The organism is Sphingobium sp. KKT206 (genome assembly GCF_055640555.1).
The window spans coordinates 2052458-2067769 of sequence record NZ_CM145764.1; the positions used below are offsets into that span (position 1 = coordinate 2052458).

Consider the following 15312-nt stretch of genomic DNA (forward strand, 5'->3'; position numbering starts at 1 on the left):
CAACAGAAGCAATGCCATTCGCAGCGTAGAAATATCTACTGCTGATGGATTTTGCGCGCCCTCAGAATGCCCAAATCTCGGGAGAGATACGTGAATTACTTCCCCTATAAGCTCAAACGCAATCAGCTATACAGTATCGAAGGTCAACCCTGTGTTTTTACATCACACGGATATGGCACCCGCCTGAACTTCGAACATGCTGCCACAGGCAAGCCCGTCGAATATCTCGATGACGCCGGCGTCGTCCGTCCAATGGACCAGGAGCGCTTTCGAGAGCTGCTTCAGAACGGTCAATTCTTCCAGATGGCAGACCGTGGGCAGTCGCCGGCCAAGAACAAGATCGCTGAATCACATCTCACGCCCGCCGAATGTGAGGAGCTCGATCCCGAAAGCGCACTTCGGCTGGCAACGTTACGGCTGCTCGACCGGAACGGCGTAATGACCGGCGTGAAGGCAATCTCTGCAGGATTTGCCGAGCACTGGACCCCCGAGTTGCACGCCAAATATGGCGAGGCACCCAATCCGCACACCGTGAAACGCTGGATGCGGGAGCGCGGTAAAGTCGGCGACCGCGATGCTCGTGAGGCCACAAGCGCCCAGGGGCACCATTGCTATGATGAAGATGGCATCCGCATGGAAATCCGCCAGCGCCTGGCTTTGACCTACTATGTGTCGAAGAAGAGCGTCACCGATATCAATGTGCTGACCAACGCCGAGATTAGCCGCGTCAACGATGGCACTTCGCTCGAATACGAGATGCCTACAGAGCCGCTCCTCCCGGTGAGCATGAGCACCACATATCGCGATATCAAAAAGCTGGAGTGCGAACAGACGGTTGCGGCCCGCCACGGCAAGCAGGCGGCCTACTCTCGGTGGCGTGGCGCAGGGAAAGGCCATGAGGCGGAGCGTCCTCTGGAATTCGGGCTTATGGATCACACACCCATACCCGCTCTCCTCGTCATCGACGTGGAACGCGCCATCATCCTGGGCCGCCCCACTTTCTCCGCACTTGTTGATGGGTTCAGCAGGGTCGTGCTCTCGCACATGCTGTCCTTCAATGCTCCATCATACGCCACCGTGTCGGAGTTGCTTCGCCGGTCTGTTCTGCCCAAGATCGTACCGCCGATCATCAAGAACAAGCACCCTGAAGCCCAGGACGTCTGCGGCCTGTGCAGCACATATCATGTGGATGGCGGCATGGAATTCCGCAGCCACGACATGGAGAGCATGAGCAAGGCGACCGGTGCAACGGTCCGCATCAGTGGTCGTAAAAAGCCGCGCGAACGAGCCCTTGTTGAGCGCATCTTCCTCACCATCCACAATTACGTGTCATCGAAGGTGGCCGGCGCCCATCTGCCGATCGCCCTCTCCCGCGAGTATGATTACGACCCCGCCGTGGATGCCGTGTTGACGCTCGACGAGCTCGAGACGCTCATCATGTTCGCCATCGCGGTCTATCACACGACCCCGCATGGCGGCCTGAACGAGAAACAGCCTCTGCTCTGTTGGAAACAGGGCACCGCCCAGTACGGGATCGTTCTACCGCGTGACCCTCGCATCTTCGAGAAGGCCCTCCTCCCCAAGATCAATTCGCACCGGCTGACCCACGCTGGCATCGAGTGGAATGGCCTGCGCTTCGGCGATTTCAAAGCCGTGCCTGACCTGCTCGCCGATCTTGTCCCTTTGGAAGGCAAGCGTCAGCGCCTGAAGAATGCCACTGCAACGGTGTCGTTCCGCTATGACCCATACGATCTGCGCAAGATTTGGGTGATCAACCGCAAAACCAATCAGGACGTCGAGTTGTACTGCCAAACGGCCGGCTATAGCGATGAGCCGATCAGCCTGTGGATGCACGAACAGATCCGTGAGAAGGCCAAAGCGGAAGCCGCCGACTTCAACTCACGGGAATGGCGTGACGCCTGCCGCGCCGAGCTTCTCGACGCCATCGACCAGCTGACGCCCGAAGCCAAGGAGCGTGAACGCAAGCTTCTGGCCAAGCTGTACGAAAACAAGCGCATCCGCAGCATCACCGGTGAACTCGCCAGCCTGCAGCGCGAGCGCCCCGAGCCGGTCGATATCCCGATCATCTATGCAGACGTGATCGAGCACGAGATGCACGATGCCGACACCCTGTCTCGTCGCCCCGCTCCACAGAAAGCTGCCCCTACCGCATCTAAACGGCGGAGCAACCGGCAGAAGGCGAAAGCTGCCAATGCCCGAGAGGCGACGCCAGAGGACATGCCAGAGCGCGACCGGCGTGCTCCTGCGCCGCCACCCACCCCGGACGCATCGACCACCGACCCCGAACCACGCCGTGAACGCAAAAAGCGCTCGAACGACAGCAGCTATTTCTAACCCCTACCCGAAAGGCAACTCATGACTACCACCACTCCAAACCCGCCCGTTGTACGGCCGAATGAAGCCGCTGCCCGCTCTCAACGCGTGGCAGATGCCCGCAGCGCATTCCGCCAGATCAAGATTGTTCATCCTCGCCAAGAGGCCATCATTGCTGGGTTGGATGAGGTCCGGCGCTCTGGCATCGCCACCCGTGGCGAGCGGCAATATGGCATCACCCTCCTGGCTGAAAGCGGTTCCGGCAAAACGACAGCAGCCGAACATTTCCGGGACGGCATCGAACGCCTGGGCGAACTTCCCGAAGGCAGCCGGCCCGTCCTGATCGTCAAGCTCATGAGCACTGGCACCGCCAGGTCGCTATTCTCTTCCATCCTGCAGGCCCTGGACGACCCCTTTTATGACCGCGGCACCGAACCCAACCTGCACAAGCGCGCCGTGCAAGCCATCAAACGGGATAACGTGCAGTTGCTCGTCATCGATGAAATCCAACATCTGTCGCGCCGGTCATCGGCCGCAACCCATGTCACGGATAGCCTGAAGACGTTCCTTGATTCTGGCCTTGTTCCTATCGCCTTTTTCGGCACCCACGACGCGGACAAGCTGTTCCAGTCCAGCCACGAGTTGAACGGCCGGCTCTTCCCTCCCCTCACGCTTCCTCCCCTTGATTGGTGGGCGGATGACGATCGGGATCTGTTCCTGGACTTCATCGAAGACCTCGATACCGCCATGGTCGACAAGAAGATCATGAAGGTTGCCAGCGGCCTAGTCGAAGAAGACATCGCCCGCCCCCTTTGCCTCGCAAGCAGCGGGATCATCGGCCGCACGTGCCGCATCGTAGAAACGGCGGCCATAAACGTCGTGCGTGATGGTCGACATGCCATTACCCGCAACGATCTCGCCCTGGCGGTGAACAGCTGGGCAATTGCCCATAGCTTCATCGACTATAACCCGTTCGTGGAGATCGAAGCTTGAGCCAAGTGAAATACCCGCTCGCGCCGATCGCTGGCGAAAGTCTCATGGGCCTTGTCGCCCGTGTGACTGCCGAGAACGGGTATCCACGGACGGGAACGCTGTTGTCCGAGGCTGGCTGGGTTTACGACAACAAGCCGACGGCGGCCACAACCAACGCCGAACAGCTACCGGCGCTGGCTGACATTCTGGTGGTGCCGTACCTCCAATTACTGCACCATGCCCACGGTCCAGAAGAAGGCAGCGCGATCATACATTGGTTTGGTGGACGCGCGTGGCAGAGCGAACTGAGAACCACCATCCGCCGATATGCACCGGCCAGCCTTGCCCTATCGGCTCATCATCGTGCGATTTGGCAGTTAGCCTCCGTCCCATTCTGCCCGGAAACCTTTCAGGTCTTGCGCAGTGAGTGTCACGAATGCGGCGCCACCCAGCGATGGCGCTACGCCAACGGCATTGCCACCTGCGACCAAGATGTCTGCAGCGCGGATCTCCGAGAGGGACAAGCCGAGTTCATCCCTCACGAAATGCGCGGCAATTTGGGCATCTATGCTGGCCTCTTCAGCCATGATCCCGATGTACGTGCCGCTTCGCGATCACAGCTTCCTGACCCGATTTCGAGCTTGGAGCCGCACGACATTGCCGACTTGGCCGTGAAGCTCTCCCCCTGGCTAAACGTCCAACTGCGCGGAAAATGGCTGACCAATCCTGACCTTACCATGGCGGTCATCAGCGCGCTTCACGACGCTGTAACGCTGCTGCGCCAATGGCCCATCGTTCCAGCCGATCTACTTCCAACTCCAGGCGAAGGGGGCAACTGGTCGAACAAGCTGGGGCACGCCGTCAAGCAAGCCCGGATCGGCCGCTCCTCGCCCCGCGTCAAAGCCCTATTCGCGATGTTTCTACATGGCCTCCAGCAAGAGCAAGCCGATCTCAGTCAGAGCCCCGATCTGACCAACCTCCCGTCGGCCGACGAGGGGAATGAAATAATTGGACTGATCTCCGCCAAATCAGCCGTGCGTGTGCTGCGCGAGACGGATACCATCATCGCAAAGCTGCGAGCCGCCGGCGTCTTCAAGCTAACCGACGTGCGAGTTCATGGCGTGGTTAGACCGTTCCATGATCCCGAAGAAATCGAGAAACTGGCACGTACCAAGCCCGACCGTCTGCCTTTGACCGCCGTGTCGCAGTCAACTCAGTTGCCCCGCTATGCCATAGCGCAGTTGATGCAATCTGGATTGCTCGCCCCGCTGACCCACCCGTACTGGGAGGCGCGATATGGCGTCCGCAATACCACCACGCAGGCCTGGGCGGCATTCGAGGCAAAGATCCAAGCCAAAGCCGATCCCGCTATGATTGACGGCGTTCCGCTGCAAATCGCAGCACGAGCTATTGGCGGTCGCGCCAAGCCCTGGGCCGGCATCTTCGCCTGGCTTCTGGGGCCGGATGGTCGATTTGGTCTGGCCCCCGAGGCGACGGACCTGTCCCACCAGATACTAATCCCGGCCGAACTCATCGACACTTTGCGGATGTTGGAAAACCCGTTGCCCGGTGCCCATGTCGAGGATGAGCTATCAGGCGCCGATGCCAGCGAGATACTCAACCTGGCCACCAATCGGTTTCTCAAATTCGTCGCCACCGGCCGCATACGTCGCCACGGTAAAGCATATCTCGCGGTGGATGTTCTTCAGACCGCCGCAGAGATCATAGGATCGGTCGAGATCGGCTACAGGATGGGATTGCCTCCCCAGTCAGCACAAAAATGGGCGCGGAAGGTCGGTTTGCCGACGATACATGATGCTGGCTACTGCCGCATGAGCTTCGCCAAGATCATGAAACAAGGCGCTTGGTCAGCCTAGACGACGCCCGCGTCGCGTGAGCGCTCCTCGATCCGGGCCAACATAGCACGCTTGCGCGCTGTTCGACGCGATCCGCTATTGCGCATGGCATCGGTACGCTCTGGGGTATCGATGATACCCAAGGCAGCCTTGCGCTCTCGGATTCCCGTTAAAAGGTCAGAGAGGGTGATGATCATGCCGCTCCATCCCTTCCGTGGATCCAGGTTCATTTTAGAAATGTGCAGCCCGCCAGCGACATTCCTGCTTCGGTGCCAATAATATCCCATGCAAGATGAATACGCGAGCAAGCGTCGGAGCAACTCCGAACGCCGCTCGATCGCCTTCAGGACATCGCTGTTCACGCCCCGTTAGGCCGGGCTTTTTATTATGCGCGGTTCTAGCGAATAAGAAGAAATCATGAGACCGACGATCTTACTGACCGCCTTGGCCCTCTCCCTGTCCGCCTGTGGGCCGGTCCACCCCAGATGGAAGAATGAAAGCTCCCACGACATCCGTGTGACCTATTTCAAAGGCACATCGCACTATGGGGTGCTCATCAAACAGGGTCGGGAAAACGTCCCTGTTGCGCCATTCGATTTCCAATCGGTCGAACGGATCGAAATCGAAGATAGCGGCCAGACACAGCGGCTGACCAAAGCCGCCGTGTCACAGATGCACGCTGAGTGCGGCCATGGCTATTCCTGCCGCATTCGATACGGAGACGATCATCAGTTAAAGGTCGCGCCTGGCTAACAGCTTCAGCTTGCCACCCATCGCACTGACGACATCAGCCGAGAAGTTGGTCAGTCGTCGGTGCGAATCATTCGTCAGGCTCTTTGCGCGCAGCTTGGACAGGCGCTGTGGCAAGTCCGCCGCAACCTTACGCGCCTCGCCCGGGCGCAGATTGCGCCAACGACGCACTTCCTCACGAGAACGACCACAACCACGGCACCAGCCGGACGAGGCGTCAAAACCACAAAGGTCAATGCAAGGTGAGGATCAGCGTGCAATAGGCACCCCCTTCGTGGGGTGATCGGCGTGCAAAAAGGACCCCTTCATCCCGGGGATTTAGTCGGCCGACTGGTTTTGATCAGTTGGCGAGAACGGGATGTTGATCGTGGAGACAGTGGTTCGGATTCGGCGTGAGCATGCAGCGGGTAAGGCGATCAAGGCGATCGCTCGTGACCTTCGTTTGTCGCGGAAGGTCGTCCGCAAAGCGATCCGGTCGCCGGAGGCGGCGTTCAACTATCAGCGCAAAGTCCAGCCGCTGCCGCGGATCGGTCCTTATCAGGATCGTCTCGATGCGCTGCTTGAGGAGAACGAAGGTCGCGGCCGCCGCGATCGGCTACGGATGACGCGTATCCATGACCTGCTGGTGCGCGAGGGGTTCGATGGATCCTATGATGCGGTGCGCCGCTATGCGGCGCGCTGGCGTGCTGCGCGGCGGAAGGATGCTGGCGAAGGCGCACCGGCGTTCATCCCGATGACCTTCCAGCCGGGTGAGGCCTACCAGTTCGACTGGAGCCACGAGGATGTGGAGATCGCCGGCAAGCCGATGCGGGTGAAGGTGGCGCATATGCGTCTCTGCGACTCGCGCGCACCCTATGTCCGGGCCTATCCGCGCGAGGGCCAGGAGATGCTGTTCGATGCCCATGCCCGGGCGTTCGCGTTCTTCGGCGGTGTGCCGCGACGCGGTATCTACGATAATATGAAGACGGCGGTGACGGCCGTGTTCACCGGCAAGGAGCGTGTGTTCAACCGCCGCTTCCTGATCATGACCGATCATTACATGGTCGAGCCGACCGCCTGCTCGCCGGCGGCGGGATGGGAGAAGGGCCAGGTCGAGCAGCAGGTCCAGACAATCCGAGGCCGCTTCTTCCAGCCGCGGCTCCGGTTCGCCAGCCTGGCCGAGCTCAACGGGTGGCTGGAGGCCGAGTGCCGGCGCTGGGCCGAGCATCATGCCCATCCCGAACGCGGGGATATTACCGTCGCCGAGGCGCTGGATATGGAGCGACCGGCCCTGCAGCCGATCCTGGCACCGTTCGACGGCTTCCATGAGAGCGAGCATGCCGTCACCGGCACCTGCCTCATCAGCTTCGATCGCAACCGCTACTCGGTCATGTCGACGGCCGCACGCCGGACCGTTCAGGTGCGCTCCTATGCCGATCGCATCGTCATACGCTGCGGCGATGCGATCGTCGGGGAGCATGAGCGCCACTTCGGTCGGAACCGCACGATATACGATCCCTGGCATTATCTGCCGGTCCTCGCGCACAAGCCCGGCGCGCTGCGTAACGGCGCACCGTTCCAGGACTGGGATCTGCCGCCCGCCCTGCACCGATTACGGCGAAGGCTCGGCACCGGGGACGAGGCCGATCGCAGGTTCGTGCGGGTCCTCTCGGCGGTGCTCACCGATGGCCTGGAGCCGGTAGAGGCTGCCGTGCGCGAAGCGTTGGCGAACGGAACGGCCAGCGACGAGCTGATCCTCAACATCCTCTCCCGGCGCCGCGAGCCGGCGACACCCCACAGCATCGTCACTTCGGAAGACCGGATGCTGCAGCATCCTCCGCTCGCCGACTGTGCCCGCTATGATCTGCTGCGAGGCTATGATGCAGCGGCATGATATGATCGACACGATGCGCGGCCTCGGACTCAAGGGCATGGCGGCGGCGTTCGACGAGGCGGTCACCACCGGCCTCCAGCGCAAGCGCACCACCATGGAGATACTGACCGACCTGCTCCGTGCTGAGGCGACCCACCGGGATGCAGCCTCCATCCGCTATCGGATGACGGCTGCGAGGCTGCCCGTGGTGAAGGACCTGGAGCGGTTCAGCTTCGAGGGCACACCGATCAATGAGGAGATGATCCGCTCCCTTCACGATGGCTCCTTCCTCCCGCCTCGCCGCAATATCGTGCTGGTCGGCGGCACGGGGACAGGCAAGACCCACCTCGCCATCGCGATCACCGCCAATGTCGTGCGAAGGGGCGCTCGCGCCCGCTACTTCAACACCGTCGATCTGGTGACACGCCTCGAAGAGGAGACCCGGATCGGCAAAGGCGGGACCCTGGCGGCGCAGCTGTCGCGGCTCGACCTGATCGTTCTCGACGAGCTCGGTTATCTGCCGTTCGCCCGCTCGGGAGGGCAGTTGCTGTTCCACCTCATCAGCAAGCTTTATGAGCGGACCAGCGTCATCATCACCACGAACCTCGCCTTCGGCGAATGGCCGACCGTGTTCGGCGATCCCAAGATGACCACGGCGCTGCTCGACCGCGTCACCCACCACTGCGATATCGTCGAGACGGGCAACGACAGCTGGCGCTTCAAAAACCGCAGCTGACAGCCACCTTCGGCGCCTTCAAAAATCTATCTTGCGCTGCGCGCGCCTCCGGTCGGGCTACGCCCGCCCTCCGCCGCACGCAGCGCAAGGCCATCTTCAACAAACCAGCATCATATTATCTGAAAAGGGGGTCCCTCTTCGACGCCGATCGGGGGTCCCTTTTGAACGCCGTTTGACAATGCAAGGCGAGCGCACAGATCATTCCATTGAATTTGATTGCATACCCTACCCACCTACCCTATAACGCATCGTCCTACCAGCAGCAATTTGCTGCGTGACACTGAGGCTACCGAGGGAAAAATGGCCCACATCAATGAGAACCGAGACGCGTTGCTCGGGCGAATCAAGCGCATCGCGGGCCAGGTTGGCGCAGTAGAACGCGCGCTTGGCGGCAACGCGAATTGCACCGAAGTCCTCCATCTGGTCGCAGCCGTTCGCGGAGCCGTGAATGGGCTTCTCGATGAGATCATCGTCGAACATCTGGAGGCCCATGTCGCGCGCGACGGTCTGTCGCCCGAAGAACGCCAGCAAGGCGCAGAGGACCTCGTCACGATCATCCGGAGGTACAGCAAGTGAGCACCAAGACCGCCGTGCTGGCCGACACCGGCCACCTGACGCACGAACATATGTTCCTGGCCGCCAGCCATGACGACAATGCCCGCCGGACACTCTGGGTCGTGGTGCTCACCGCCCTCATGATGGTGGCAGAGATTGTCGCTGGTTACACTACTGGATCGATGGCCCTACTGGCTGACGGCTTCCATATGGCCACCCATGCCGGAGCGCTTGGTGTTGCGGCCGCGGCTTATGCCTATGCGAAACGCCATGCTCATAACGGCGACTTCAGCTTCGGCACCGGGAAGATCGGCGATCTCGCTGGATTCGCATCGGCCCTCGTCCTGGGCATCATAGCCCTCGCTATCGGCGTCGAGTCCGTCATGCGGCTGTTTGAGCCTATCAACGTCGCCTTCGCGGAGGCCACATGGATCGCAATCCTCGGGCTGCTCGTGAACATAGCGTCGGCCTTCCTCCTATCTGGTGGTCATGGACACAACCATGGTCATCACCACCACCACGATCATGGGCATTCGCATGGCCACAGCCATGGTGGCGACAACAACCTGCGTTCCGCCTATATGCATGTTCTCGCTGATGCCCTGACATCGGTGCTGGCAATCGCAGCTCTGTTGGCCGGCCGCTATCTGGGCTGGGTGTGGATGGATCCAATCATGGGCATCGTCGGCGCCATCGTGATTGCGCGCTGGTCATGGTCGCTGATGCGCGACACGGCCGCCATTCTCCTGGACCGCACAGATCGCCACGTAGCCGATGAAGTCCGCGAGTTGGTCGAAACGACAGGCGATGCCCGGATCACGGATCTGCACGTCTGGAAGGTCGGCCCCGAAGCCCACTCAGCGATCGTCGGCGTCGCTGCCCATCCGGGTGTAGATGCGACGGAAATCCGGCGGCGCCTGGTGCCCGTTCATGAGCTCCAGCACCTTACCGTCGAAGTCGCGACAGTGGCATAACCGACAGGAATATCGCAATTTATCCCACATTTTTACGATTCGAGAAAATGTGGGATAAATTTATGACAACATACGATCGGCGCCTCTCACCTGAACGCCAAATCAGATGTACCGTCGATAGTCAGCGCTAACCGACTGCCCCTCCTCCAGATACTTCAGCACCTCGCCGACCTTACGAGCAGCGCGAATGGGGACCGGTAGACGCTGATTCATCTGGGTTGAATTCCAGTTGATCTTGGTCAGCGAAAAGACCTCTTCAGCAATCTGTGCCACTGTGCTGTCGCTGCTAGGATGAGGACATAGGAGCAGCGGCCGCGGCACATACAGGCCTGGATATGTGCCGTAATACGGGATGCTGCCGTTCGTGTAGAGTAACCCTTTGCCGTCCAGCTCGACGAACGTACCTCGCAGAACCGGATAATCGCCATCTCTTAGGATTTTGGCGTCATACGACTCTTGGACCCAGACAAGATCGCGAAACTCGGTTTCTGCTTCGTCGAGCGCGCGAAGGATGCCATCGGCCTCTTCAGCCCGAAAGCGCGATGTTTTCAGAATGATCACCCGCGCTGGCGGATGCTTGTGATGGTCGCGATAGGCTTTGAGCGCGCCCTTCACCAGATCATAGGCGTCGCTTTCGGTCATGTAAGGATGCCGGCCTCGCGTCTCCGTCTGTGCCCGCTTGCCCTTCAAAATGAACCCACGGCCACGTTCGTCGAACATCTGAGCCGCACTGGTCCAAAGCTGTTGGCCGCTGACATCCCGGTAAAAGCTGACCCCGATGTAACAGGCGCGAAACTCGCCTTCCTTCGGCAAACGACGCCACGGGATACGCCCCGTTCCCTTGTAGTAGAGGGTGGTTAGCAGGTTCCAGGTCCGCCCGGCCTGATCCTGGATCTTCCGATCGCTGCTGACCTTCACCTTCCGAGGGATCTTGGCCTTCTCGTCAATGACGTCTTCCCAGATGATCTGGATCGGGAAGTTGAGCGGCATCGCCTTGGCCTTGAGCAGGCCCCGGAAATTAGGAGCATCAGAGCCGCCCGCATCTTCTTGCTCTGTGGTCCCATCGGCATCCGTTTTGGCGTTCCAGACCCGCTCAATGAGGGCAACCGGAAGCGCAACTAATGCGACATCAGGTCGATTTCCGCTGTCATCGATCGCCTGGAGACTATCCATGATGGCATCAACTGCCATCTCAACGGCTTTGCCGTGATGAGGCTCTTTCAGGATGCGATCGATCTGCGCTCTAGTCAGCGTGCTGCAAGCGTCATCGTCAATTTCAAAGCCACAGCGGAAAGGGTTGTTGTTATGAAGGCCCGGAAAATGGGGATTCATGTTTGGATGGCTTTCCGCCTTCGACGCAAAGCCGCTAGCCGCCGCCACCAAGAACTGCTTAGAGCCCTCGACGGTCTTGGCATCGCCTACGACACCTACGCGAATTTTATCGCCCAACGGAGCCTGTAAAGGACCAGCGTCGGTTAGGCCGAGGCGAGGATCCTGATGGCTATGCTGGTCGCCGAACTCGAGCAGCGGCTCGTCGAATATCCGACATTCAAACTTCATCGAACAATGACCCCGACGTCTCACCATCATCTTGCTCTGCGGCCGGCCGCCGTCCCCAGACATCATCCGGTACGGTCGTTGGCAGTTCGATCTCCGGGGGTGGATCAAAGCGCAACACCACTGCTGGCCCGACAGGCTCGGCGAACAGATCGGTGCCACCTTCCTCATTCTTTGTGAGGAAACGATGCCACATGATCACCTGCCCCCGTATCGCCGCATTATTTTCCAAACGCTTCTTCCCCGACAGCAACGCGTCGGGGAATGGATGGCGATAGTAGCCGTTTGTCGTGAAGTGGTAGGTCGGGCTGACCATCAAGAACCACTGATCCATCATGCACTCGAATTTGGGTGCAAAGGCGTGATGCCGCACGAAGCCGACCTTGTCTTTCACCTTGGTGCTCATGATGACGTTCACCACGTCGGCCTTCGTCTTCACCTTGGCGGACTGATAATGGAACGTGCGAGGCTGGCTGTCTTCAAGCGCCCTGACATAAAACACCCGACCATCTTTGTCCCATGCCAGGTCGTCCTGCATCTGGTGCTGGAGCGTCTGACGCAACAGGAACGCGAAGTTGTTCTGCTCGTCGATGTCCTCATGATATCCGATCATGCGGGTCTCGACGGCTTCCACCTGGTCCAGATCGACTATGGCGCCAGTCACCGCTTCGCGGGGATCATGGAACGACCAAAACGTCCCATCCTTGATCACCCAGTCGTACCGCACCGTTTCACCCGTGTCGTACATCTCTTTGATCGCGCTTTTGCGATCGAAAGGGGTGCTCGCGACGAATATCTCGGCCGGCAGTTTGATCGGCAGCAGGTTGACCAATGCGGTTTCACCACCGCCCAACGGCGGCACATAGTAGCCAAAACCGTTGATAGGGACCGTCAGGGCCGCAAGCCTATCAAGAGATGACTTGTCGAGAACGTCCCGAGCCTTATCGAAAGTGAGGCGGCGCTGCTCAACGCCTGGTTGCGACTGAACCTGAGCCCAATAATGGCTATCGTCGCTTTCGCGATACATCACCACGATGACCGGCAAATTGGACGTCTTCCAATATTGAAGGTCTTTCACGTCGAGGAGATACGTAAACCCAGTTTCCGTCTCGGACGTGTATTTACCAGCCCTGGTCGACTTAATCTGGACGGCGATCATCCGCGCTGTCGGCTCACCCTCAATCATGACCTCAGCTAGCCCGTCGATACCGGCTTCCAGTCGACTGCGATGGTCAAACTGAAAGCCCATGGACAGGAACCGCTTGCGAACGGCCGCTTCTCCCAGCTCGCCAATGAGCTGATTATCGGTGATCTTCTTCCCCATGAGCCAATGATAGAACATCTTGGCAACGACGCTACAGTGATTTTCGGCTGCGACGTCCCTTTTCTTGCCGAAAACTGTGGATATCGATCATGTTACGATATGCCACTGGAGAAATCGTATCAAAGCTTACCTACACTTCCAATATCCATGCCATCTTAACGGACATGATCGGTTCAATTTCCGATCACGTCCGTCAGGGATGCTTGCCGCCTTATAGCCAGCGCACCCGGCCCGTTGACAGCTCGTACACAGCGCCCACGACCTTCAACTCTCCACGCTCTTGCGGCTCTATCAGCATCGGCTCCGAAAACTTCTGCAGACGTTCGACCATGCGCCGGACGTTTTCCTCGACCGCGGTATCGACCAGCTTGTCTTCGCCAACGTTGCGCTGAGCCGCCAAAACGGCCGGCACGATCGGCTCGATCATACGAGCGATGCTGCCCGGAAACCGTGTGTCCTTCGTCACGACGTCGGCGGCTGCCGCAACGGCACCGCACTTTTCATGCCCCAGCACGACGATGAGCGGCACCTTCAGCACGGCCACCGAATATTCGATTGACCCCATGCCGGCGGTGTCCACGTTGTTACCGGCAGTCCGGACAATGAACAGTTCGCCGAGGCCGGCGCCGAACAGCTGTTCTGGGCCAACGCGAGAGTCCGAACAGCCCACCAGCGTCGCAAACGGCTGCTGACCTTCTGCCAGCGCCAAGCGCCGCTCGCGTGACAAGTCGGCCGGCACCGGCGCATCGGCCACGAAAGCTTCGTTGCCATCGACCAGGCGCTGCAGGGCCTCGTCCGGTGTCGGTTGCGTGTTGATTACGCTTGCTGTTGCCACTTCATACTCCTTCAAATGAATGGGGGCGCAAGGCAGATAGGAACCGTCTGTCGCCGGCGCCCAACTCGATCGTAACGATTGATTTCCGCCCCTTTACGGCCTGTTGGAGGGTGTAACGGCTACGTCCGGCCTTTGATCCCCTACCCTACCACTGCGTTCCCGCCACAGGAGGAAGCGGCCCCGGGCTCTTCCGCCCCAAAGACTCCAAAAGGTCGATTTCGATCGTCCGACACATCGTTGATAGCGGCACGTCATGGACGGTGTTGGCAAACGGGTCCGTCAGATCCTGCCCGATCCGCAACGCAGCCAGGAAGATCATCCCGATCAGGGTCGATCCTATCGGTGTGTAGAGATCCAGCGTCTCTACCAACGAGATCGGTAACAGCACGCAGAACAGCCGCGTGAAGAAGTTCGGCATAAACTCGAAGCCGCTGGGCAGCGGCGTGTTCTTGATCCGCTCCATGCCACCCTGGGCATTGGCGATGTCGATCATCACTCGTTCGAACAGGGACTGCTGGATGGTGTCGATCTTTCCATCAGCCCGCGCTCCAGACACGATGCGAGACATGTCCTCGAGCAGCGCGTTGGGGCGGTTCGTACGCTCGGCAGCGACTTCGGCCGCCTCCTTGCCCGCCAGCCGCTCAATATCCTCTGTCGGATCCTGCCCCCGCAGCCGGCACCGCATCGCGTGCGCGAAAGAGATCTGCCGCAGCACAATGGCCTCCGCTTCCGGGCCAGCTGGCAATACATTGCGGCACAACCGGGCAATGCTGCGCGATGCATTGATCAAGGCGCCCCATAAGGTGCGCGCCTCCCACCAGCGGGCGTAAGCGGCGTTCGTCCTGAAGCCGAGAAACAAAGCTATGGCCGTGCCGAACAGTGCGACTGGCAGCGCGGGCTCCTTGATTGGCATGAACCGGTGGAAGATGGTGACTGCCACATCCCAAGCAAACAGGATGGTCAGTGGCTTCCAGATTTCGAGGATTATCTGCTGCAGGCGGGGACGCGCTCCGACGATCATCGCGGTGCTCCATTGTCTATGATGTGAGAGGTGTAGCGCCCAATTCTTAAAATCAGGGGGCCACCAAGGATTCAGGCTGACGAGCGCCTGTTCGGTTCAGGATGTCGAAATTGCCCTCGGCAAAGAAGCCTACATGCACCGGCCCGGGCGATAGGTTGTTCCAAGACCATTCGTACAAGCTGCCATGCTGGGGGCGTAACTCCCCCCGCTGAGCGCCTGAAGCAATCGTATCGGCAAGAATGGAGCCCTGGTGCCCATCTTCCAGGCGAAGGCGATAGCGGACCTTCGCCCCGAGACTGTCGCTCACGAACCGTACGGTCCCCTCGCCCGCCACATAGACTGCTACCCGCTGCGTTTCGCCCGGCCGGATCGTGAAGTTCATACGCTTCGCGGCGGGAGGATCATTGGGCGGTGCGTGCAGTACGCCGGACACCACCCACACTCCCACGACAGCGAGCGCGACGCATATCAATATGCCTGTCCCGACGAAGATGGCGTCGAATCGTCCGATCCTCACGTCGCGTCTCGATGGTGGCCCGCGCCCTG

15 protein-coding genes are annotated in these 15312 nt (G+C 59.9%); 8 read left to right on the top strand and 7 right to left on the bottom strand.

Going from position 1 to position 15312, the window contains the following annotated elements:
• Nucleotides 1–90: 90 nt before the first annotated feature.
• The 3 genes from ACZ2HM_RS09825 to ACZ2HM_RS09835 are packed head-to-tail and all read left to right on the top strand — an operon-like array spanning nucleotide 91 to nucleotide 5183.
• A complete protein-coding gene (locus tag ACZ2HM_RS09825) occupies nucleotides 91–2355 on the top strand; it encodes a Mu transposase C-terminal domain-containing protein (protein WP_010338244.1) in 2265 nt (754 codons plus the stop codon).
• A gap of 21 nt (nucleotides 2356–2376) precedes the next feature.
• The gene (locus tag ACZ2HM_RS09830) at nucleotides 2377–3327 is read left to right on the top strand and encodes an ATP-binding protein (protein WP_029547813.1); all 951 of its coding nucleotides are present in this window, start codon (nucleotides 2377–2379) and stop codon (nucleotides 3325–3327) included.
• 5 nt (nucleotides 3328–3332) lie between these two features.
• Nucleotides 3333–5183 carry a TniQ family protein gene (locus ACZ2HM_RS09835; protein WP_234781663.1) on the top strand — a complete coding sequence of 617 codons (1851 nt, stop codon included), beginning with the start codon at nucleotides 3333–3335 and terminating at the stop codon, nucleotides 5181–5183.
• On the opposite strand, the gene ACZ2HM_RS09840 is transcribed toward ACZ2HM_RS09835, so the two are convergent.
• Complete coding sequence (locus ACZ2HM_RS09840; protein ID WP_037525480.1) at nucleotides 5180–5359, bottom strand: hypothetical protein; 180 nt, start codon at nucleotides 5357–5359, stop codon at nucleotides 5180–5182. The two genes, ACZ2HM_RS09835 and ACZ2HM_RS09840, sit on opposite strands and share 4 nt — an antisense overlap.
• A 220-nt stretch (nucleotides 5360–5579) precedes the next feature.
• Between ACZ2HM_RS09840 and ACZ2HM_RS09845 the strand changes: the two genes are divergently transcribed.
• Nucleotides 5580–5915, top strand: a complete 336-nt coding sequence (locus ACZ2HM_RS09845) for a hypothetical protein (protein WP_029547811.1) — start codon at nucleotides 5580–5582, stop codon at nucleotides 5913–5915.
• On the opposite strand, the gene ACZ2HM_RS09850 is transcribed toward ACZ2HM_RS09845, so the two are convergent.
• Nucleotides 5895–6149 carry a DUF1289 domain-containing protein gene (locus tag ACZ2HM_RS09850; protein WP_470426832.1) on the bottom strand — a complete coding sequence of 85 codons (255 nt, stop codon included), beginning with the start codon at nucleotides 6147–6149 and terminating at the stop codon, nucleotides 5895–5897. The two genes, ACZ2HM_RS09845 and ACZ2HM_RS09850, sit on opposite strands and share 21 nt — an antisense overlap.
• A gap of 121 nt (nucleotides 6150–6270) precedes the next feature.
• Here ACZ2HM_RS09850 and istA point away from each other — a divergent pair, with 121 nt between their 5' ends.
• The 4 genes from istA (at nucleotide 6271) to dmeF (ending at nucleotide 10029) form a co-directional block, all read left to right on the top strand.
• Nucleotides 6271–7785 carry an IS21 family transposase gene (istA, locus tag ACZ2HM_RS09855; protein ID WP_021238707.1) on the top strand — a complete coding sequence of 505 codons (1515 nt, stop codon included), beginning with the start codon at nucleotides 6271–6273 and terminating at the stop codon, nucleotides 7783–7785.
• Nucleotides 7772–8500, top strand: a complete 729-nt coding sequence (istB, locus tag ACZ2HM_RS09860) for an IS21-like element helper ATPase IstB (RefSeq protein ID WP_031304487.1) — start codon at nucleotides 7772–7774, stop codon at nucleotides 8498–8500. The genes istA and istB overlap by 14 nt, the downstream gene beginning before the upstream one ends.
• A 300-nt stretch (nucleotides 8501–8800) precedes the next feature.
• Nucleotides 8801–9076 (top strand): metal/formaldehyde-sensitive transcriptional repressor, encoded by a 276-nt coding sequence (locus ACZ2HM_RS09865; RefSeq protein WP_004210808.1) that lies wholly within the window; start codon nucleotides 8801–8803, stop codon nucleotides 9074–9076.
• Between the two features lie 50 nt (nucleotides 9077–9126).
• Nucleotides 9127–10029 carry a CDF family Co(II)/Ni(II) efflux transporter DmeF gene (gene dmeF / locus ACZ2HM_RS09870; protein WP_470426833.1) on the top strand — a complete coding sequence of 301 codons (903 nt, stop codon included), beginning with the start codon at nucleotides 9127–9129 and terminating at the stop codon, nucleotides 10027–10029.
• Between the two features lie 102 nt (nucleotides 10030–10131).
• Here dmeF and ACZ2HM_RS09875 read toward each other — a convergent pair whose 3' ends face one another.
• The 5 genes from ACZ2HM_RS09875 to ACZ2HM_RS09895 all read right to left on the bottom strand — a co-directional run bounded on the left by ACZ2HM_RS09875 (nucleotide 10132) and on the right by ACZ2HM_RS09895 (nucleotide 15283).
• Nucleotides 10132–11589 carry an argonaute/piwi family protein gene (locus tag ACZ2HM_RS09875; protein WP_037510712.1) on the bottom strand — a complete coding sequence of 486 codons (1458 nt, stop codon included), beginning with the start codon at nucleotides 11587–11589 and terminating at the stop codon, nucleotides 10132–10134.
• A complete protein-coding gene (locus ACZ2HM_RS09880; RefSeq protein ID WP_037510774.1) occupies nucleotides 11579–12910 on the bottom strand; it encodes a DUF4365 domain-containing protein in 1332 nt (443 codons plus the stop codon). Before ACZ2HM_RS09880 ends, ACZ2HM_RS09875 begins: the two co-directional genes overlap by 11 nt.
• A 211-nt stretch (nucleotides 12911–13121) precedes the next feature.
• Nucleotides 13122–13745, bottom strand: coding sequence for a carbonic anhydrase (locus tag ACZ2HM_RS09885; protein WP_063142258.1), 624 nt, complete (start codon nucleotides 13743–13745; stop codon nucleotides 13122–13124).
• A gap of 145 nt (nucleotides 13746–13890) precedes the next feature.
• On the bottom strand, nucleotides 13891–14766 hold the full coding sequence (locus tag ACZ2HM_RS09890; protein ID WP_037510716.1) for a bestrophin family protein: 876 nt from the start codon (nucleotides 14764–14766) through the stop codon (nucleotides 13891–13893).
• Between the two features lie 52 nt (nucleotides 14767–14818).
• Nucleotides 14819–15283: a hypothetical protein gene (locus ACZ2HM_RS09895; protein WP_037510718.1), complete on the bottom strand. Its 465-nt coding sequence runs from the start codon at nucleotides 15281–15283 to the stop codon at nucleotides 14819–14821.
• Between the last annotated feature and the right edge of the window lie 29 nt (nucleotides 15284–15312).